The sequence below is a fragment of the Microcoleus sp. B3-A4 genome (genome assembly GCF_036705385.1).
Lineage (GTDB): Bacteria > Cyanobacteriota > Cyanobacteriia > Cyanobacteriales > Microcoleaceae > Microcoleus.
In genome coordinates this window covers 1-20,537 of record NZ_JAUBUI010000040.1, presented here as the reverse complement: position 1 = coordinate 20,537, position 20,537 = coordinate 1, and the positions used below count along the sequence as shown (strand labels likewise).

At 46.2% G+C, this 20,537-nt stretch carries 19 protein-coding genes; 9 read left to right on the top strand and 10 right to left on the bottom strand.

Translation table 11 applies throughout. The features are described from left to right. The first annotated feature begins 103 nt into the window (after positions 1–103). The gene (locus QUB33_RS16910; RefSeq protein WP_333351725.1) at positions 104–895 is read left to right on the top strand and encodes a DUF2993 domain-containing protein; all 792 of its coding nucleotides are present in this window, start codon (positions 104–106) and stop codon (positions 893–895) included. 184 nt (positions 896–1,079) lie between these two features. Here QUB33_RS16910 and QUB33_RS16905 read toward each other — a convergent pair whose 3' ends face one another. From QUB33_RS16905 to QUB33_RS16895, 3 genes are all read right to left on the bottom strand, one after another. Beyond that, on the bottom strand, positions 1,080–1,997 hold the full coding sequence (locus QUB33_RS16905) for a phosphatidate cytidylyltransferase (RefSeq protein WP_333351723.1): 918 nt from the start codon (positions 1,995–1,997) through the stop codon (positions 1,080–1,082). A gap of 284 nt (positions 1,998–2,281) precedes the next feature. Then, complete coding sequence (gene cbiT / locus QUB33_RS16900) at positions 2,282–2,875, bottom strand: precorrin-6Y C5,15-methyltransferase subunit CbiT (protein ID WP_190737050.1); 594 nt, start codon at positions 2,873–2,875, stop codon at positions 2,282–2,284. Between the two features lie 102 nt (positions 2,876–2,977). Beyond that, complete coding sequence (locus tag QUB33_RS16895) at positions 2,978–4,540, bottom strand: aminotransferase class I/II-fold pyridoxal phosphate-dependent enzyme (RefSeq protein WP_333351720.1); 1,563 nt, start codon at positions 4,538–4,540, stop codon at positions 2,978–2,980. A gap of 358 nt (positions 4,541–4,898) precedes the next feature. Between QUB33_RS16895 and QUB33_RS16890 the strand changes: the two genes are divergently transcribed. Next, positions 4,899–5,147, top strand: coding sequence for a gamma-aminobutyric acid A receptor, epsilon-like protein (locus tag QUB33_RS16890; RefSeq protein ID WP_333351718.1), 249 nt, complete (start codon positions 4,899–4,901; stop codon positions 5,145–5,147). 133 nt (positions 5,148–5,280) lie between these two features. Here the strand turns inward: QUB33_RS16890 and QUB33_RS16885 are convergent, their stop codons facing one another. Further along, entirely contained in the window at positions 5,281–5,637 is a 357-nt protein-coding gene (locus QUB33_RS16885) for a hypothetical protein (protein ID WP_333351716.1), read from the bottom strand. A 121-nt stretch (positions 5,638–5,758) separates the two neighbouring features. Between QUB33_RS16885 and ychF the strand changes: the two genes are divergently transcribed. Together ychF and QUB33_RS16875 are read left to right on the top strand one after the other, a co-directional pair. Beyond that, on the top strand, positions 5,759–6,850 hold the full coding sequence (ychF, locus tag QUB33_RS16880; RefSeq protein WP_333351713.1) for a redox-regulated ATPase YchF: 1,092 nt from the start codon (positions 5,759–5,761) through the stop codon (positions 6,848–6,850). A gap of 21 nt (positions 6,851–6,871) precedes the next feature. Beyond that, entirely contained in the window at positions 6,872–7,243 is a 372-nt protein-coding gene (locus tag QUB33_RS16875) for a phage holin family protein (protein ID WP_333351712.1), read from the top strand. A gap of 150 nt (positions 7,244–7,393) precedes the next feature. On the opposite strand, the gene QUB33_RS16870 is transcribed toward QUB33_RS16875, so the two are convergent. From QUB33_RS16870 to QUB33_RS16860, 3 genes are all read right to left on the bottom strand, one after another. Then, on the bottom strand, positions 7,394–7,840 hold the full coding sequence (locus tag QUB33_RS16870; protein WP_333351711.1) for an NUDIX hydrolase: 447 nt from the start codon (positions 7,838–7,840) through the stop codon (positions 7,394–7,396). 158 nt (positions 7,841–7,998) lie between these two features. Then, complete coding sequence (locus QUB33_RS16865) at positions 7,999–8,451, bottom strand: DUF3531 family protein (RefSeq protein ID WP_190659407.1); 453 nt, start codon at positions 8,449–8,451, stop codon at positions 7,999–8,001. A 128-nt stretch (positions 8,452–8,579) separates the two neighbouring features. Next, a complete protein-coding gene (locus QUB33_RS16860; protein WP_333351710.1) occupies positions 8,580–9,596 on the bottom strand; it encodes a Sll0314/Alr1548 family TPR repeat-containing protein in 1,017 nt (338 codons plus the stop codon). A gap of 377 nt (positions 9,597–9,973) precedes the next feature. Here QUB33_RS16860 and QUB33_RS16855 point away from each other — a divergent pair, with 377 nt between their 5' ends. The 3 genes from QUB33_RS16855 (at position 9,974) to QUB33_RS16845 (ending at position 12,299) form a co-directional block, all read left to right on the top strand. Beyond that, positions 9,974–10,639 carry an ABC transporter ATP-binding protein gene (locus QUB33_RS16855; protein WP_006633111.1) on the top strand — a complete coding sequence of 222 codons (666 nt, stop codon included), beginning with the start codon at positions 9,974–9,976 and terminating at the stop codon, positions 10,637–10,639. A 120-nt stretch (positions 10,640–10,759) separates the two neighbouring features. Further along, positions 10,760–11,488, top strand: a complete 729-nt coding sequence (gene rsmG / locus QUB33_RS16850) for a 16S rRNA (guanine(527)-N(7))-methyltransferase RsmG (RefSeq protein WP_333351709.1) — start codon at positions 10,760–10,762, stop codon at positions 11,486–11,488. 25 nt (positions 11,489–11,513) lie between these two features. Next, the gene (locus QUB33_RS16845) at positions 11,514–12,299 is read left to right on the top strand and encodes an SDR family oxidoreductase (RefSeq protein WP_333351708.1); all 786 of its coding nucleotides are present in this window, start codon (positions 11,514–11,516) and stop codon (positions 12,297–12,299) included. Between the two features lie 179 nt (positions 12,300–12,478). On the opposite strand, the gene QUB33_RS16840 is transcribed toward QUB33_RS16845, so the two are convergent. Continuing rightward, the gene (locus QUB33_RS16840) at positions 12,479–13,234 is read right to left on the bottom strand and encodes a Fe-Mn family superoxide dismutase (protein ID WP_333351707.1); all 756 of its coding nucleotides are present in this window, start codon (positions 13,232–13,234) and stop codon (positions 12,479–12,481) included. 214 nt (positions 13,235–13,448) lie between these two features. Continuing rightward, positions 13,449–14,630, bottom strand: coding sequence for an aldo/keto reductase (locus QUB33_RS16835; protein ID WP_333351784.1), 1,182 nt, complete (start codon positions 14,628–14,630; stop codon positions 13,449–13,451). Between QUB33_RS16835 and QUB33_RS16830 the strand changes: the two genes are divergently transcribed. Next, positions 14,593–14,832: a hypothetical protein gene (locus QUB33_RS16830; protein WP_333351789.1), complete on the top strand. Its 240-nt coding sequence runs from the start codon at positions 14,593–14,595 to the stop codon at positions 14,830–14,832. The two genes, QUB33_RS16835 and QUB33_RS16830, sit on opposite strands and share 38 nt — an antisense overlap. A gap of 162 nt (positions 14,833–14,994) precedes the next feature. On the opposite strand, the gene rpiA is transcribed toward QUB33_RS16830, so the two are convergent. Beyond that, positions 14,995–15,711, bottom strand: coding sequence for a ribose-5-phosphate isomerase RpiA (rpiA, locus tag QUB33_RS16825; protein ID WP_333351706.1), 717 nt, complete (start codon positions 15,709–15,711; stop codon positions 14,995–14,997). A gap of 39 nt (positions 15,712–15,750) precedes the next feature. On the opposite strand from rpiA, the gene QUB33_RS16820 reads away from it, so the two are divergent. Beyond that, entirely contained in the window at positions 15,751–20,202 is a 4,452-nt protein-coding gene (locus QUB33_RS16820; protein WP_333351705.1) for a tetratricopeptide repeat protein, read from the top strand. Positions 20,203–20,537: the final 335 nt, after the last annotated feature.

The following is a 20,537-nucleotide window of genomic DNA, read 5'->3' as shown; positions in this document are numbered from 1 at the left end:
ACAGCGGTCTATCTGTGCAGAAACCGGGTTTTTGAGGCCGGATGTGCAAGTTCGAGTTAAATTTCTGTGCTTGAATATTAAGGTTTATATTCTGAAATTGTTTATGACTGTCGATCGAAACTCTCTTCAATTTGACAATAGAGATGGGGCTGGTGGCTCTTGTGGCACTGGTAATCTCGGCGAGGAGCCCGGGAAACCTTCGCCGAGTCAAGGCAGCCGGATCGCGAGCGCGGTTCTGTCTCCGGCGGTGCAGTTGTGGCTGCGATCGCAAGTTCAGCAGGTGGACGAGTTGAAGGTGAAAATTGAGGGGAGCGATCGACAAATCTTCAGCGGTGCGATCCCCAAAGTCACGGCTGCTGCTCGCGGTGCTGTGTATAAAGGACTACACCTAACTGAAGTGGCGATAGAGGGCTGCGGCATTCGCATCAACCTCGGTCAAGCTCTCAAAGGCCAACCCCTGCGCCTCCTGGACTCAGTTCCCGTTACAGGCGTTTTGAGGCTCAGCCAAGCGGATTTGAATGCGTCGCTGAAAGCGCCTTTGCTTGCTGATGCTTTGAGCGAATTTTTGCTGCCAATGCTGCCGCTGACAGATAGGGAAAAGTCGCTGAAGTTGCAAAATTCACAGATTGCAATTGAGACGGGTTTGTTGACGCTTTCGGCGGCAATTTTGCTCGCTGGCGGTAGGCAAATTCCTTTTGTATTGCGGACTGGTTTGGGGATAGCCAGCGGTCGCGAATTGATGTTTGAATCACCAGAAATCGAAATGGATGGAGAATTAAAGAGCAGTGATTTCAATGGTTTTAAAATTGATTTTGGGCCGGAAGTTGAGATAGAAGAGTTGACTTTGAGTCCGGGGGAGATTGTTTGTCGGGGAGGAATTAGAGTGTTGCCTTAGTTAGTTGACTGTTGACTGTTGACTGTTGACTGTTGACTGTTGACTGTTGACTGTTGACTGTTGACTGTTGACTGTTGACTTTAACCTGGTTCCTCGGCAGATCCTGGGAATACATACCCAATTCCCAATTCCCAATTGCCAATTCCCAATTCCCAATTCCCAATTCCCAATTCCCAATTCCCAATTACCGATTAATTAGAAAAGAGTCGATCGCGGGCAAAAATAAAGTCACAAAATAGTAGACTAAGGGCGCGGTAAAAACATAACTGTCGGTACGATCGAGAATGCCACCGTGACCGGGGATCAACTGTCCCGAATCCTTAACACCGGCGTCTCGCTTCATCATCGACTCAGTTAAATCTCCCAACAGGCTAGCAACGCCAATCAATAGACCAAAAGCAGCCCCAGTATACGGCCACGCCGGCCAGTGTAAATACCAAGACCCAACGACGGCCACGGCGATGCTGCCGCAAACTCCAAATACGGCACCTTCAACAGTCTTTTTGGGGCTGATGTGGGATAGGCTAGTGCGGCCGAAGAATTTGCCGACAAAATAAGCCCCAATGTCAGCGGCCCAGATGCAGAAGAAAGCCAGCATCAGCGAAGTCAATCCTAAAGATATGTGGCTGGAATTTGTCCAAGATGGGGACGGGTAAATGTTAACCGGCAAATTGCTTGCTACTGCTTGCGAAAGTTGGGTTGTAGCAAGATTGCCTGGGTCGAGGCCGACTCGCAGCCGTACCCAATAGCTGGGCAAATAACCGCCGTAGAACAATCCTAAGACTGAGGAGGCAATATCGGCGATCGTCGATAATTTAGGTTGGAATAACAGGTAGAAACAGATTAAAGTTCCCGCTAAAGGGAACATGGCATCTACGAGTTCCGGTGCTAGGGCGGCAGTAATTAATAGCCCTTGACTGACGGCTAAGGTAGTTTTGGCAGCGGGTGCAATGCCTTTAGCCCTGGCTAATTGAAAATATTCCAATTGACCTAGGTAGACGATGACTCCAAAGCCGACGGTGAAGTACCATCCGCCCATAATAATCATTCCCAAAGCAAGGGCGATCGCAACTATTCCACTCAGGATACGAGACCAAGGCATAAAATGAATTTCTCTTGCAGACGGCGGTGGGTAATTCGATTTTAGATTTTAGATTTTGGATTTTGGATTTTAGATTTTGGATTTTTCTAGATCACGAGTTGATCCCTTGCACAAAGAACCCTTATCCCCCATCCGTTATCCAATATCTCAAGTTAGGCGGTCAATCCAGCTATGGTGGCCCCTATTCTTAAGTATGAAGGTTAAGTGAACTTAAAAAAGATTAAGAATTACAGAATTAATTCGTGTATCCGTGTCAAAATTCCTGTTGTGCCTTCTTCTTCCTTCTAATCCAGCTTTTCGCCGCTGAGAATAAATATGGGATTGACGGCGGCAAAGGTTTGACTCAGACCGCGAGTCTCCAAGCGGTTGACGGCGGACTGCACTACCTCGATGTTGCGGACTTGCAACTCGGCGAACCCTTCGGAAAGGGCGTAAAGATTTTCTAAATTCGAGGCTGTGGCGACAACTCTACCGTGGGGTTGCAAGTACCGCCAGACTTCTTGGAGAATGGCTTTAATGGGGCGACCTCCTTCGATGCAGACTCGGTGGGGGGTTTGGGGCAGGTTTTCCAGGCATTCCGGGGCACTGCCTTCTATGACTTCTACGTTGTCGAGCTCGAATCGATCGCAATTTCTGCGAATCAAGCTTGCTACTTCTTCATCCCTTTCGACGGCGATAATCCGACCTTTAGGACACAGCAAACCTGTTTCTACGGCGATCGTACCAGTACCTGCACCGATGTCCCACACCACTGAATCTGCTTGCAGCCGCAGGTGGGAGATTAACAGCAGTCGGACTTCTCGCTTACTCATGGGAATTCCCGGTAAACGTTCAAATAAGTCATCCGGGATGCCTGGAGTGACGTAGGGCCAAAGCATAGTTATATTTTTGATTTTTGATTTTTGATTGAAGCAAGACGGCAGTTGGAACTCGTGGAAGAATTAGTAGAAATTCTGCCAATTTCCCCCAAGCCTTAATATTTACTGTCGCACAACCTTGAGAGTTTGGAGGTTTCTATCGCTACAACCTGTGATTTTGCCGCCGGCGGCAAGGATTTGTTGCAGGTAGTCAACGGCTGCTGGGGTAATGATTTCACCGGGCATCAAGACTGGTATTCCTGGGGGATAGGGACAGATGAGTTCGGCGCTGAGTCGATCGACTGCTTTGTCTGCGGGTACTGTTTCCGCTGGGAAAAAGAAGGCCTCCCGGGGGGAAAGGAGAGGGGGAGAGGGGGAGATTGGGAGAGTGGGAGATTGGGCAAATCTTCCATCGGACATCGGACTTCTTCTCTCGGACTTCTTCTTTCGGACTTCTTCCTTCTTCCTGACATCCGTTACATCCGTTACAGAATCCGTTGCCGAACTTTCTTCTTCCTTCTTCCTTCTTGCTTCTAAAAAAGTACAAGCTTTAACTAAATTGTCAATATCTAATTCTGTATTTCCCAAGCTGATAATAAATGTTAGATGTTGGGGCATGGGAAGTTCTGCGGTAACGGCGAGTTGAGAGTGCAGAATTTCATCGGCTGCAAATCCTGTGATTCCTAAATCTGATACTTTTACTGTTAGCCTGGTGCGGTCTAATGCTGCAAAACCAGGTGTATTTAACGGTTCTAAAACAGATAAGCCTGGAATTTGACTGATGCGCGATCGCGCTTTTTCTGCTAGCTGTAAAGTTTGCGCCATTAACTCTTTGCCGTGGAGTGCGATTTGTTGGCGGGCTGCGTCTAGGGAGGCTAATAGTATGTAACTCGGACTGGTAGATTGTACTAACTCCAATGCTCTATTTAATTTTTGGATATCTATACGATCGCCCTTGACGTGCAGCATCGATGCTTGTGTCATTGCACCGAGGGTTTTGTGGATTGATTGTACTGTTAAATCTGCACCTGCTGATAGTGCTGGTTCTGGCAAGTTTGGATGAAAGTTAAAGTGCGCGCCGTGGGCTTCGTCTACTAATAACGGTATGTTGTATTGATGGGTAATTTGGGCGATCGCCCGCAAATCTCCGCAGACGCCGTGATAGGTGGGATAAACTATCATTACTGCTTTCGCGTCGGGATGTTGTTCTAATGCGGAGGCTGTGGCTTGTGGGGTGATGCTGTTGGCAATATCCCAATTCGGGTTGTACTCTGGACTGACAAAAATTGGAATTGCACCGGATAAAATCAAACCTGAAATCGCCGAGGAGTGGATATTTCGAGGCAAGATAATTTTATCGCCGGGGCTGCAAGTTGCTAAGATGGCGGCAATAATTCCGCAAGTCGAACCGTTAGCCAAAAACCGAGTTGAGTGGGCTCCAAAAGCTTCGGCGGCTAAGTCTTGAGCTTCGGCAATTGCACCTTCTGGGTTAAAGAGATTATCTAATTCCGGCAATTCCGGCAAATCCGATCGAAATACTGTCGCACCGAATAAGTCAATTAGGGGTTGAGAGATTCCTTGTCCGCCTTTGTGTCCGGGGGCATAAAATGGGGCGTGTGGCTGATTTGTGCGATCGCGCAAAGCATCTAATAGGGGAGTTTTTGTTTGAGAGTTTGCTGGTGACACGATTAATCTTGATTGCTGTATTTGATATCTAAGTAGAGCGATATGAAAAAACAATAATATCTTGTAGGGCCGGATTGAGGCAGTATCTTTACTCTCAGGCAGTTTCTTGCTGTACTCACGCGCCCTCCCCATCTAATGTTTATTTGTAACCACCTACTTAGTTTAATGCCAAAGGCATAATTTTATGCAGACGTAATAGTTAATTATAGCTATTTAGATAGATGTGTCCGCCGCAATCGTGAGTTTAAAATTATGATATAAAACAAGACCACAACTCAGTTATTGTTGTTGTAAAACATAGCTAGAAGTGGCGACAAAATGTTTTTGGAACATCTCTATTAGCGAGCAAAAAACTAACATGATTTTCCCCAACCCTAGTCCATTTCCAGGCCCGCAGATTCCCAGTACCGAACCGGGGCTGCCGACTATACCCGCATCGCCACCAGTGCCGGGCCCCGTACCCGAACCGATTCCCGGCATTGTACCCGAACCGGTACCTGCGCCAATTCCGCAGCCAATTCCCGAACCCCTGCCGGAAACTGTACCTTCTCCAATTCCTCAGACAGTGCCGGAGCCTATTCCTCAGACAATCCCTGAACCTGTGTAAATTATGTTTTAGTCGATCGCGAAATTTAAGATTGTTTGTGAGGTTGATCGCAAAAACCGGGTTTCTCCAAAGTCCTCAATCTTTTTGTGGAATATCAGACTTGAAAAAACTCGGTTTTTGCGTAGATTATCGATTACTTGAAGTTGAGCGCAGTCTCTTTACAAAGGTCAACATCAAGCAAATCAGTCGATCTGCCGTCAGCGTATTCGGCCCTGACATCAAAAACACAGCCCGCATCCGAACCCTCGTAGTCAGCTTGATCCCACTCAAACTCTGCCTTTTCCCGATCGGCAATCGGGTCGCCTAACTCGTTTTTTCCCCAAGCCTCCTTATCAGGAGGAGACATATAGATGGCTGTCATCGTCTTGCCGCTGTTGTTAATCACCGAAATTGTGACAATCTGAGCGAAAACGCTAGCTGCTGTGAGTCCTAACAGAGGCAGCGACAGCCCCGCAGCGATCGTCACTTTGCTTAACCATCGGTTAACCATTGAGCCATCTACCTTAAGTTGTATATTTACTCAAGCTTAGCAGTGGAAGTTAAAACACACAAGTCATATATATTGCTATTCCTTATGATATTTTGATACAGTGATATGTTTCTAAATAGCTATGCTTACTGCCGGAATTGTCGGACTGCCTAATGTTGGCAAATCTACTTTGTTTAATGCTCTGGTTGCTAATGCCAAGGCGACTGCTGCTAATTTTCCTTTCTGTACGATCGAGCCAAATACGGGTATCGTGGCAGTGCCAGACGAACGGTTGAAGGTGCTGAGCAATATTTCCAATTCCGCGCAAACTGTGCCGACGCGGATGGAGTTTGTGGATATTGCGGGTTTGGTGAAGGGCGCGAGTCAGGGGGAAGGACTGGGAAATCAGTTTTTGTCTCACATCCGGGCTGTAGATGCGATCGTCCACGTTGTCCGCTGTTTTGACAATGATGATATTATTCACGTTGCAGGTTCTGTCGATCCCCAGCGAGATATTGACATTATCAATCTCGAATTAATTCTAGCAGACTTAGCTCAAATTGAACGCAGGCTCGATCGAACTCGCAAACAAGCCCGCAACAACAAGGAAGCCCAGGCTGAAGTGGACGTGCTCGAAAAATTGGTCGCGGTTTTGAATGCGGGGAAACCGGCGCGCCAGTACAATTTCACAGATGAAGAAGCTGAATTAGTTAAAGGTTTGGAATTACTGACAAACAAACCAATTATCTATGCTGCTAACGTCTCTGATGACGATTTAGCAACGGGAAATAGCTATGTCGAACAAGTGCGGGAAGTAGCAGCTAAAGAAAATGCTAAGGTTGTCATAGTTTCGGCGCAAGTTGAGTCAGAATTGGTGGAGTTATCAGAGGAGGAAAGAACGGATTTCCTAGAATCTCTGGGGGTAAAAGAAGGTGGCTTGAAATCTCTGATTCGAGCTACTTATGAATTATTGGGTTTGCGGACTTATTTTACTAGCGGCCCGAAGGAAACTCGCGCTTGGACGATTATCGCGGGAATGTTAGCACCGCAAGCTGCGGGGGTTATTCACTCTGATTTTGAACGGGGTTTCATCCGGGCAGAAACTGTAGCATATGAAGATTTGGTTGCTACGGGCGCCATGAATGCGGCTAAGGAAAAAGGCTTAGTTCGCAGTGAAGGAAAAGAGTATGTTGTACAAGAGGGGGATGTGCTGTTGTTCCGATTTAATGTTTAGCTTTTTTAAGGAGATGGCCAAATGAAGCTCGACATCTTTTCGGTGGCAATTGCTTGGCTGGTTAATTCTGTGAGCTTTTTTATTCTTTCCAAGTTGCCCATCGGGGTAGATATTGACAGTTTTGGAAAAGCGATGATTTCGGCTGCCGTTTTTGGATTGCTGAATGCTTTGGTGCGGCCGGTTTTTGTGGGAAATGTTGAACCAGTTGCGTTGCCAACTTATAGCTTGTTTGCGATGGTTATCAACGCTGCTATGTTTGGATTGGCGGCTTGGCTAGTGGAGGGATTCCGGTTGCGGTGGGGAATTTGGAGTGCTTTGCTGGGGGCGATCGCCCTCGGTTTTATTAACTCTCTTCTCTATGACGTGTTGGATAAGCTGCCAAATGTACGGTAGATCAAGGTAACGCGCGGGCGGAAGGAAGGGGCGGGTTTATTCATCCTGTTAGTTATCGCCAATATTTCAGGTGAAACCCGCCCCGACGGCAAATATTTTAGGTGTAATTCTCCCATATCAGGTATTTGTTTTTTGGTATTGGTTGAGTTATTAGCCTTCGCAGTAGTCGATAAATTTGTCTGGAACTAGGCGCAATTCGCCCGAACGAAAGCGATCGAGCGGCATCCAAAGTGCGGTAAATATCCACTCTCCGTCTGCAAAGGCTAGACTCTCCAATTGATAAAATTTGGGGTCGACAAATTCGCACTGATAGAGTTGTATTAGTTCGTGTCCGGCTTCGCCATTAAAAATAAAAAAATTTTCCAAACAAGCCAAATATTTGATATTTGTTAACTCGGCTTTAATTTCTTCTTGAAACTCTCTTTGCAAAGCGTCGATGCTGTGTTCTCCGAATTCTATGCCACCGCCCAGAGCTCGGTAAAATGTGTCTTGTTTGACCGGATCTTCGCATTCTGAGACGAAGATGCGATCGTGCGATCGAATTAATCCTAAAACAATGACGCGAATTTTACCTTGCATAATATAGCCATCAGTCATCAGTCATTAGTCATTACGCATCAAAACCAAAGAAACCGGGTTTTTTGCCCTTCAAGGGTTGTAACAAAGTATTCAAGGGAAAAAACCCGGTTTCTGATTACTCGTGCGTCCAGGACTATATTATCTCTGTATCCGTGTCATCCGTGTGATGCCCACGTTTAATTATCGGCGGCAAAACCCTCTCTGCTCCTCCTATTTTCAATTGGCCAGTCTATATTTTCACCGCCGATAATTAGTTTTTCAATCGTTACGAATTCTTTGCTGAGTTGCTGGAAAACATTAATCAAAACATCGAGCCCAATTGCATCGCTAGTACCCAAATCAAACCAGCAGCGAGCCCAAGAACCTTGATACTCCATTTCTCCCATATTGTGCATCAAAGCCATCATACTTTGGTCGGCTAGATTAACATCGTAATTCATATCACTGATATCTAAGCCTTCATCTTGAACTTGCAAATTTTCCGCATTAAATCCTCCGAGTTTTCCCAAGAAAAACCAAGAGTCAAACACTTCTTCAACATACTGTTTTTCACCGTTTGAAGGCACGTTGCTGAACTTCAGCCAAATCCAGAGGTCAAAGGGGTTAAACTCGCGAAACTCTACTTGCATCAATTTTATCAAAGAAAGGGAATGGAATTGCAGGAATTGGATTGCAGGAGAGAGGAAAAGTGGGAGAGAGGGAGACAGGGAAAATTTTCCTCCTGACTCCTGACTTCTGACTTCCCCTCTGACTCTTTTTATAGTGGTGGTAAGGCTGCCGGCCCCCAGACTCCATCTGCATCTCTGATTTTATCGCGCATCGGGTCGCAGGCGCGAGATTGGCTGTCGAGACGGTTACGGGTTCTGCACTGCTGAAAGAAGATTTCGGCTACTAAACTGCGGGGCAGTTGGTCTGGTTTTGCTAAGGCGGCGTCGAAGTTTTTTCGGGCTTCCTCAAGTAAGGTTTTGTTGCTGTCTTTCGCCTGGGATTGGGAAAACAAGATTTGTCCTTTTAGATAGAGAACTTCGGGATTGTTTGGCGTTTCTGCTAGGGATTTGTTGGCAAATTCTAAAGCGCGATCGTACTTTTTCAAGTCTCGATAGCCGACGGCGACCCCACGATAAGCTAAGTAGCGGGGAGAGGCTTTTTGTTCGAGTCTTTGAATTGCTTCGTTGGGGTTGGAAAAGGGCAGGTTTGTGGCTAGCATTAAGTCCATGTAGCCTTTTATCAGGTTGAGTTCGGGGTCATTGGGAGCTATTTTTTCGGCGGCTTCTAGGTATTGAAATACTACTCGCAATTTACTCACAGCTTGGGGCGCGCCTTTGGCTGTTCCTTCTTTGGCTATAATGTTTGCCCCTTCTAGAAAGTGGCCTGCTGCTGTGTAGATGTTGCCGCGCAGTGGGTTGGTTTTGCTTAATTGTTCGCCGACTTCGCGGGTTTTTTGCGCGTAGGAATTCATCGAGTTGAAGTCTTTTTCGATGTATGATAGCGAGGCTGCCATCGCATAGACTAGCGGTTCGTTTGGTTCGGCTGATAGGGCTTGTTGAACTTGAGTTTTTGCTTGTTTGTAGTTTCCTTGCTGAAACATTGTTTTGAAAGCGGTCTCGGTATTGGGCCCGATCGCCTGCGGGTTGCTGGTGCGAAAGGGATCGCCCGCTAATGCGGAGTTAATGCAGATGCTGAGGGCGATCGCGAGTGCGAAAGGGATCGCCCGCACTGTCTGTTTAGAACTTAACATTTGCTTGCCAAGCGATGCTAAAGGGGTTTTCGTCATCGTCAATTCTCTGAGTGGAATATACTGTAAACTAGAAACAAGAGAGTTAAATTCTCAAACTCTCGGGTCGCGACCAAAAAAAGAGTGAAATTTGCTTGATTTTTTGTGGTTGTTGAGGTATATTTAAATAATGCAAGTGTGACTTGTATAATATATTAAAGAACAGATTTCCATTATTAAAATATAATACCATGAAAAAACCGAAAAATCAAACACCAATCCTGAAAAAAAAGGAAATCGTTGTAAAGATTTATGTAAAATAATTGTGTGCGATCGGCCCAAGCTAGAAACAAATCGCTGAGGCTGGATAATTAATCCGTGTATCCTTGTCAAAATTCCTGTAGTGCCTTCCTTCTCCCCAATTACCAATTGCGTTAATGCTTTATCTAAAAAACTTAGTATATCACCCTACCGCCTGTCCGAATCCTATTCTGAAAAATATTAACTTAGAACTGCCCTCGCAGCAAATGGGGCTGATTGTGGGCCGCAGCGGTTCAGGCAAAAGTACGCTATTAGAAATATTAGCAGGTTTAGCGGAAAAAACTAGCGGCGACATCCGCTGGCGCGAACAGGAATTAACACCGGAACACTTGCAACAGTTAGGAGGTTTAGTGTTCCAGTTTCCAGAAAGGCATTTTTGCGGAGGCACAATTTTAGAAGAATTGCGGTTGGGACATCCTGAATTGGGACAAGAACAAATTAACTCAGCAATGGCAGAAGTGGGACTCGGACATTTGCCGCTGCGGGCTTCCCCCCACGCTTTGAGCGGCGGACAACAGCGCAGGGTAGCCCTGGCAGTGCAGCTAATTCGGCAGCCGCATTTGCTACTTTTGGACGAACCGACGGCGGGTTTGGATTGGTCGATGCGGCGGCAGTTGGTAAGCTTGTTGAGTAAGTTGAAAAGTCACTGGACTTTGTTGATTGTTACTCACGATGCTAGCGATTTGTTGAGTGTAGCCGATAAATTTTGGACTTTAGACCACGGGGATTTGCTGGAGGTCGATCGGGCTAAGTTAGAAGCTAAGGAAACGAGTTGCGTTTGATTTTTATGGCGTTGCCAATGGTTTCCCGGCGAATAGAATTCGCGTCTAGACAAACGAAGTCCGCCTAAGCGGACAGCAAGAAAAAAGTGAGAATAGAATTAGATGATAAATGAGATTAAAATGTCTGTGTTGCCCCAGATGAATGAGTTGTGGCAAAAAACGCTGAATTGGCAGCCGAATGAGTCGCAGCAACAACTATTTCAGCGACTTTATGAGTTAATTGTCGAGGGAAATCGCTCCTTGAATTTAACTCGAATTACTGAGCCGATGGAGTTTTGGGAAAAACATTTGTGGGATTCTCTGCGGGGAATTGCCAGATTGCTGCCAGCTAATCACAATTCGGCGGAAAATCCAGAATTGGCCGCCGAGTCGCTGCAGAAAGCGATCGACATTGGGACTGGTGGGGGTTTTCCGGGGTTGCCGATCGCGATCGCCCTGCCGCAACTATCAGTTACTTTGCTCGATTCTACTCGCAAGAAAATTGATTTCTTGGAAACAGTTTTGCCGTCTTTAGGGATAGAAAATGCTGCGACTTTGTTGGGCAGAGCCGATGAAATTGCCCGAGTGCCACAGCACAAACAAGCTTACGATCTAGCAGTTCTCCGAGCAGTGGGAGCCGCTCCTCTCTGCGCTAAATGCGCGCTGCCTCTGCTGAAAAATGGCGGTTTGGCTGTACTATACCGTGGGAATTGGACGGTGGAGGAAGAAACGGAGTTGCAAAGGGCGATCGAGCATTTGGGCGGCACAGTTGAGTCAGTCGAAGCATTCACAACGCCGACGAGTCAGGGGGCGCGGCACTGCGTTTACTTGCGGAAAGCTGTACAGCAGTTCGAGCGTCCCGTGCGCTAGCTATAGCCGTTTTTCAATACTAACTATGCTTGCCAATAAGATTGCACTTGTCACAGGTAGCTCGAAAGGAATTGGTGCTGGCATCGCCCTTGAATTAGCCAAATCTGGTGCCGATGTTTGTGTCAACTATTGCGGTTCTCCAACATCTGCGCGAGAAATAGTCAACCAGATTCACTCACTCGGGCGTCGCGCTATCGCCATTCAAGCAGATGTCTCCCAGCGCGATCAAGTGGAAAGGATGGTGGATACGTGCGAGCAAGAACTCGGTCAAATCGATATTCTAGTGACAAATGCGATCGCCAGCGTCCGAAACACCTTGCTAGAAACTAAATTTGAGGATTTACAGCGGACACTAGAAATAGGGGTGTACGGTGTGTTTCACATCTGTCAAATAGTCGCCCGCCGTATGGTGGAAAGGAAGGCCAAAGGCTCGATTATCCATATCTCATCCCCGCACGCCCATTTTCCGTATAAGGGTGCGATTGACTACAACACCACCAAAGCAGCCTGTCATCACCTCGTTCTTTCTATGGCGAATGAACTGATGTGGCACAAAATTCGGGTCAACATCCTAGAGCCTGGGTGGACTGATACTCCGGGTGAGCGACGCTGGTACAGCGACGAATTGCTTGAGTCGTTCAGCAACCAAATGCCTCTTGGTAGGATGGGCTTCCCGGAAGACTTAGGCAAAGCAGCAGTTTTCCTGGCATCTGATGCGGCTGGTTACATCGCGGGCAGCGTGTTAAAGGTAGATGGTGGATTGTACATTGAGGGCAGCCCGAGTTTGACAGCAGAATCAGAAAATAAGTAGGTAGGCGGCATTAAACTGAACCATCTAACAGTATGGAAACATTGCTCAGTCAGCCACGCTTAAGGCTCAGGGTATTTTACAATCGTTTAACTTAATTGCCTTTTACAGCGCCTACCTACTTAAAACAAAGTTTGTTGTTGAGCTGTTTGCGCTCAATCGCAACAACAAGCTTTTTTGAACTAAGCGCTAGCCTTTTCGTAGCGCTTGTTAATTTCCGCCCAATTAACAACATTCCACCAAGCTTTTAAGTAGTCGGCGCGAAGGTTTTGATATTTGAGATAATAAGCGTGTTCCCAAACATCGTTACCCATAATTGGATAGTTGCCATCTATTAAAGGCGTGTCTTGATTTGCCGTAGTTGTAATCTCCAGTTTGCCAGCTTTATTGCGGACTAGCCAAACCCAACCGCTGCCAAAACGCTTGGCGCCGGCATCGTTAAATTGTGTTTTAAAATCGTCAACACTGCCGAAAGTTTGCTTAATTGCTGTTGCAATTGCCCCTGTGGGTTCGCCGCCGCCGTTGGGACCCATGATTTCCCAAAACATAGTGTGATTTAGGTGTCCGCCGCCATTGTTACGCACTGTTGTGCGAATATCTTCCGGTACTTTGCTCAAATCTCGCAGCATATTTTCAGCACTCATATTTTTGAGCTGCGGGTATTTGCTGACAGCATCGTTGAGGTTTTTAACGTAGGCGGCGTGGTGTTTGTCATGGTGAAATTGCATTGTCCGCGCATCGATGTGCGGTTCTAAAGCATTGTATTCGTAAGGCAAAGGCGGTAGTGTAAAAGGCCCGGGGGTTTGGGCAATTTTTGGACTTTCTGCAACTGGACTTGCTTGAGGTACATTATTTCCTGACGCTTGGCAAGCACCTGCGGTAATAGCTCCGACGGTAGCAGTCAGCAAATACAAAAAATCTCGGCGTTTAAGAGTCATAAAAAGTACCTAAGTGAATTATTAACTGTTTTATCTCAGATTAAAGCAAAATGGGAGTGAGTTGAGAAAAAAAGTTGTATCGCCCGAATGGATGAGACGGATGGGCGATGGTTGTGAGAGTTTCTCAAGTATAGGCTAATTGTGTGCGCGTAACTAACTCACGTGCTCCGGTTCACCAACCCGGTTTCTGTCTTGAAACCGGGTTTTTTTTTGATTATTCTTGGGACAAGCGCTGGATGGCTTCGCCTCCAAAAAGCCGATCGGCTGCTTGAAGAATACCGGGAATTTTAGCAGCGTGGGGACTGTGGGCTAGACAGCGGCGCAAGTCTAATTCATTGAGGCGATCGGCTTTTTGGCCCGGGAACCAGTGACTGGCATTACCTAAGAGGTTGTAGCGCATCTTGCAATAGTCGATCGTATCGTAAGCCTGCGCCAAATTCCACAGCCACAGAATCACATAAATATTAATACCTCCGGGAGTATTTTCGATAGTTGGTAAACCCACGTGCCAAGTCTTAAACCAATCTTCTCCTAATGTATCAATAGCTGCTTTTTCTAACTTTTCTAATATCGGAGTCAAAATTTCATCGGCTCTATCTAACAATTCTAAAACTTTGAGATGCTCGTTAAAATCTTCAGGTTTGGCTGCGCCCAAGCTCAAAGTGTGTACTTGCGGATGCGACAAACAAAACAAATCATTAAACACCATCGGACTCAACGGATAGCACAAGTCTACCAATTTTTGCGGCGGCCTGTAAAGCTGACCGCCTTTGTCGGAAGGACTGATAATAAAAACGCCCATATCGTGACGTTTAGCAGCTTCAATTGCCTGCCAATTAATTTGATTGATGTAGTACCAGTGCAAATTAAGATAATCAAATTGATTAGTTTCTATTGTTTTGACAATCACATCCGTCGGGCCGTGGGTTGAAAAACCAATAAACCGAACTTTGCCTTCTGCTTGCAACTTTTTCGCCACATCCATGCAGCCGCCCGGACGCATAGACTCCTCTAGCAATTCCCACGTATTAATGCCGTGTAGCGACAGTAAATCGACGTATTCTAGTTGCAAATAAGCTAATGATTTTTCAAATTCGTCGCGGAACTCTTGGGAGTTCGGTTTGGGACTAACTTTCGTTTGTACTATCAACTTTTCGCGGGAAAATTTTGGAAAAATCCACCCCAATTGCATCTCGGAAGTGCCGTAACCGCGAGCAGTTTCTATGTGATTGATGCCGCATTCAATCGAGTAGCTAATCGTCGATTCTAGATTTTGTTGATTGTCTAGGGGAATTTCATTGGCTGGCACGTCTTGCCATTTGTACTGATATCTCATGCCACCGCAGGAAAAGACGGGCATGGATAATTCTGTGCGACCGAATCTGCGATATTGCATCATCATAATTAAAGTCAAAGCTATAGCAGAAAGAAGAAGGAAGTTCGGCAACGGATTCTGTAACGGATGTCAGGAAGAAGGAAGTTCGGCAACGGATTCTGTAACGGATGTAACGGATGTCAGGAAGCAGGAAGATGTAACAATCGCAAGGGTTTCACTGATTAAGAACTTCTTAATAGTCTTGGCGGTTGCTATAGGGTAAGAAACCTTGTTTTTGGTGTTTTTGCCGGTTGTAACTGCCATATTGCAGCATCCTCCTGAACAGGCAAGATGCCTGTTGTACAAAGAGTTATTGCAGCATTCTCCTGAACAGGCAAGATGCCTGTTCCACAAAGAGTTATTGACCACCAGGGGGCAGTTTTGACTATTTAGAAATCTCCCGTACTACTGGTTTGCCGTCTGTGATTTCGCCGACTAAAACCAAATCTGTACAGTCTACAAACAAACCATTTTCTAACACACCGGGAATGTTATTCAAGCTTTTTTCCATTTCTCCCGGATTGGCAATCTCATCAAATTTGACATCAATTACCATATTACCTTGATCGGTAATTACCGGGCCTGCTTTTTTCACGCCCATGCGGAGTTCGGGTTTGCCGCCCAATTTTTCAATGGCGCGCATCACTGGTGTTAATGCCATCGGTATAACTTCGATGGGTACGCGAAAAGTTGAACCCAATTTATCTACCATTTTGGAACTGTCAACTACTACAATAAACTGAGCTGCGAGGTAATCGACTACTTTTTCGCGGGTGTGGGCTGCGCCGCCACCTTTAATTAAGTTGAGGTGGGGATCTACTTCATCAGCGCCATCAATAGCCACATCAATTCTGTCGATTTCATCTAGTGTTGTCAGCGGTACTCCGTACTGTTTGGCTAACACTTCTGATTGAAAAGATGTAGGTACTCCCTTGATATCTTTGAGTTCACCTGATTTTATGCGATCGCCCAATGCTTGAATAGTATAAGCTGTAGTTGACCCCGTGCCGAGTCCGACAATCATACCAGATTGTACGCGATCGGCAGCAGCAAAGCCGACTTGCTGTTTCATCAATTTTACGGGATCTTGTTCTGTGGTCATTTTCGGTACTCCTCAATAGTTTTAAAATTATACCATTTAATGAAAATCGGATTTCTTGATACTTATACTTGGGATTACAACATTGAAACTCCTTACCGCGAACCTTTGGGCGGCACTCAGTCGGCTATTTGTTACTTAGCCGAGGCGTTGGCTGCACAGGGAAACGAGGTATTTTTGCTCAACAATACTTCCGAGCCGGGGATGTCGCGCGGCGTTGATTGCAGGAGGCGCGTGGGGGACAAATCTAATTTAGAATTGCTGCGATCGCTCGATTTTTTAGTTATAGTCAATATACTCGGCAAAGCGGTGAAAGTTAAGCCACTTTTGGGGGAACAAACTCAATTAATTTTGTGGATTCATAACGAGCCGGGCTTTGTATTCCTCGAAAATTTTAAAAATGAGCGAGAAATCAATGCTTGCGATGCCTTTGTATTTGTCAGCGACTGGCAGCGCGAGCAATTCCATCGGCGCTTTGGGATTGACTTCAATCGCAGTTGCGTTTTAAGAAATGCGATCGCACCTTGTTTTGCTAATATTTTCCCCGATAATATTCCTATCCTCTCTCATAAATCTCGACCGCCCATTCTAGCTTACACCAGCACTCCATTTCGCGGACTCGATATTTTGTTAAAAGTCTTTCCCGAAATTCGTCAAGCTGTCCCCGGAACCAGATTAAAAGTATTTTCAAGCATGAAAGTACACCAAATAGACGACAATGATAACAGGCTTTTTTTCGGTCAACTTTACCGCGAGTGTCAGGAAACAGAAGGCGTCGAGTACATCGGTTCCGTACCGCAACCCGAACTCGTCCGGCAACTGCGTTCAGTCGCGGTTTTAGCTTACCCGAATACCTATTTAGAAACCTCATCTATTGCCGTGATGGAGGCAATGGCCAGCGGTTGCCGGATTGTGACGAGTGAATTGGCAGCTTTGCCGGAAACAACTGCTGGATTTGCCCGTCTAGTTTCAATGTCAGGGGTGGAAAATTTTGCATCTATAACTAATTGGAAGCGGGCGGGTAAGCCAGATTGGGAGGGATATACAAGGCGGTTTTTAGAGGCGATAGTCGGAGTTTTAAATGAGGGCACGGGTGCGGGCGGCGCAACTGCTGAAAATCATCTGAGGCAGCAGGTAGAATATATAAATCGAGGGTGTACTTGGTCTGTGCGTTCCCGAGAGTGGGTAGAATGGTTGAATATTATTAGTGTAAAAACTGTAAGAGTGGCAGAGCAAATGATAACGGAGTCGTTGGTGGATTCAGAAGCAGCTCAAGCATATTTTGTAAAGGGAAATCGGCTGAAAGATGCAGGTAATCTCGGTGGCGCTATCGAGAATTATCAGAAAGCTTTAGAGTTAAATCCAGGAGATGCGGAAGTTCATAAAAAGTTGGCGGAAGTTTATGTTTTGCAAGGAGAATTTGAAAAGGCGATCGCCTCTTGCAATCTCGCGATTAAATTCAAACCGGATTTTGCTGCAGCTTACTTGACAATGGGCAATGCCCAGCACGCTCAAGGCAAACTGGAAATGGCAATTCAAGCTTACTTGCAAGCTTTAGAAATTCAGCCAGAATTTGCCGAAGCCAGCGCGAATCTCGGCAGTATGTATTATAAGTTAGGGCAATTGGAACAGGCTGCAAATTATTACCAAAAAGCTCTGGCAATTAATCCTCAATTATCTTCGGTCAATCTGATGTTGGGCAGCGTTTTGCAGCAGCAAGGAAAGTTAGATGCAGCAATTAGTTGCTATCAAAAAGTGCTGCAACAGCAACCGGGAGATGCCAGCGCTGCTGAAAAACTATCGAGTTTGCTCGCACAAAAACAGCGGGAAACTACCGACAGCAACTTTATCGAATTAGAAACAGAATCAGGCGAAGCGCAACCAGTATCTGTCAACAAAGATGAAGGCTACGGCTTGCAGCCTTCGAGCATCAATTTGCCGCCAGCGCCCACCACTGAAACTTTAAATACACCCTTTACAAACCCCGCCGAACTTTCCGAACAAGTTACCTCGCTCAATGTTCCAGATAGCGGACAAGTTGCCAATTTTCAAGAAGTAGAACCCTACAAAAAACTGGCAGAAAATTTTTTAGTTGAAGGTAAAATTAAAGAGGCGATCGCAGCTTGTCAGCAAGCGATAAAAATCCGACCGGATTTCATCCACGCTTACGTCACTTTAGGCAATGCTTTGCAAGCAGAAGGCAAAAATGAAGCTGCGATTCGATCGTATTCTCAAGCCCTAGAATTGCAGCCAAACTTTGCGGAAGTGCGGGCCAATATCGGCAGTATGTATTTCAAAATGGGGCGTTTGGAAGAAGCGATCGCCCATTACCAGCAAGCCATTGCCCTCCGCCCCGATTTAGCGGGAGCTCACTGGAATTTAGGGAAAGTATATCAGCAACACGGCAACATTGAAGCAGCGATCGCCTGTTTTAAAAGAACATCCGAACTCAACCCGCAGCTAGTCGGTGCAGACTTCCACTTTAACTTAGGTAATCGACTTTTCAGCCAAGGAAAGCGCGACGAAGCCATCGAATGCTACGAAAAAGCGATCGCCATTAAACCGGACTGGGCTGAAGCTTACGGTAACATCGGCAGCGTGCGATCGCAACAAGGCAATCTCGATGCCGCCATCACTTACTATCAGAAAGCTGTAGCTTTAAAGCCGCACTTAGAAGTTTTGCACTTCAATATAGCCAACTCTTTTTTACAGCAAAACAAGTACGACGAAGCAATTACTAATTACCGAAATACTCTGAAAATCAAGCCCGACTGGCCGGAAGTTCACGCTAACCTCGGCAATTGTTTTTCGATGCAGGGGCGGCTGGAAGAAGCTTTAGCCAGCTATCAGCAAGCCCTGGCATTAAAACCGGAGTGGGCAGAGGTTTACTGCCGCATGGGACACATTCAGAAACAAGATAAGCCGTTGGAGGCGATCGCCAATTTTGAAAAAGCGATCCAATGCAACCCCAAATATAGCGAAGCCTACCAACAATTGTGCGACTTGCTAAGCCATTCCACCAACCTCGCCGGAGCCCGCAGCGTAGCCGACAAATACTGCGAAAACTGCGGCGAAAATGCCCTAGTCATGTCAGCTACAGCCTATGTCTTTTCGTACCTGCAATCAGGTGTCAGCAAACAGGCTATTCAGAAACTCGAAGAAATCGAAAACCTCTGCTACGAAAAGATCGAAACTTTTAGCGTAATGGAACTAAAACTCCTCTACGAAATCTTCTTGTTTGCAGTTTCTCACCTGCGAGACAATCGCGAAAAAAATGCCAGTTTCTACAGACTCGTTGCCAAAGAATACTACCAAAAAGCCGTCCCGCAGCGCCAGCAAGTTAACAGAAGCAACCTAGCTAATTACCGAACAAAAGAACAGCGTCATTTAAAAATAGGCTTCCTTTCCAAACACTTCCGCCGCCACTCAGTAGGCTGGTGCAGCGAAGCTTTAATTCGCGAACTAAGCCACATCACCCCCCACGTTCACCTTTACGTCACCGGGAAACTCCACCGAGATGAGGTTACGCAGCGGTTTGAAGACATGGCGGGCAAGTTTTACTGGCCTAAAAAATATCCAAACGGCTTTGCTGATGGCGGTGAAATCTTCGCCGAAGTAGCGCAAGACAACTTGGATGTTTTGATAGACTTAGACTCGATGACAGTCCCAACAAATGTCGAAGTGCTGTATCAATATCCTGCGGGGATTTGCGTGTCTTGGCTGGGATTCGACGCGCCCTACATTTCAGATAATCACTACTTTCTCTGCGACGAACACACCCATCCCCCAGGTGTGGAAAAAAATTACTTAGAACAGTTAGTAAGATTGCCTGTTTGTTCGGTAGCAATTGGCGCACTGCAAAGCATTCCTGTGAATCGAGAGGCGATTAGAAATGCTCTCGGAATTGGCTTAGATCAGATGACTTATCTGTGCGTTGCACCCGGGAGAAAAACCAATCCCGAAATGGTACGATCTCAAGTTACAATTCTTAAGGAAGTACCAGAGAGCGTGTTAATCCGCAAAGGTCAAGGCGACCCGGATGTTATTCACAGCACTTACCGCCAAGAATGCGAAATTCAGGGAGTAGATTTTGGTCGGATTAAGTTTATAGGGCAAACCAGAAGTGAAGAAGAGCACCGCGCTATTTATTATGTAGCCGACGTGCTTTTAGATTCCTATCCTTACAACGGCGGGACTCACAATTTAGAGGCTTTGTGGGCGAATTTGCCAGTGGTAACTCGCTCCGGCGACCAATATCTTTCGCGCATGGGTTACGCTTTTCTCAAAAGTGCAAATCTTGATGTTGGTGCAGCGTGGACTTGGGAGGAATATACGCAGTGGGGAGTTAAGTTTGGCCGCGATGCTGGTTTCAGAAATGCGGTGAAAGAGCATTTAGTAAAATCTAAACAGCCAGAACATCTCGCACCTTTGTGGAATCCTAAAAAGTTGGCTGAGGATATGTATGGGGTGTTTGAAAAACTGTTAGCTAAATAGGTGGGGCATTGGGCATTGGGCATTGGGCATTGGGCATTGGGCATTGGGCATTGGCATAGCAATCCCTCATCATTTGTGAACTCCTTTCTTACTCTCTTCTCTTCCTCTGTGCCCTCTGCGCCCTCTGCGGTTCAATAAAAAAAGAGATATCAGGTAGAGAAAAACGATTTCTGGATATTTTTACCCAACGCCCAGTAAAGTTTTGTAAAAAAATCCGTGGAAATGCGTAAAAATTCCGCGCCGAATCTGATAGATAAATAGGGCTTGCTGAATAAAAGCCAAAAGATTTACGAGGTTTGGGTTATGCGAGCGCACGATGGGTACTCAGGTGCAAG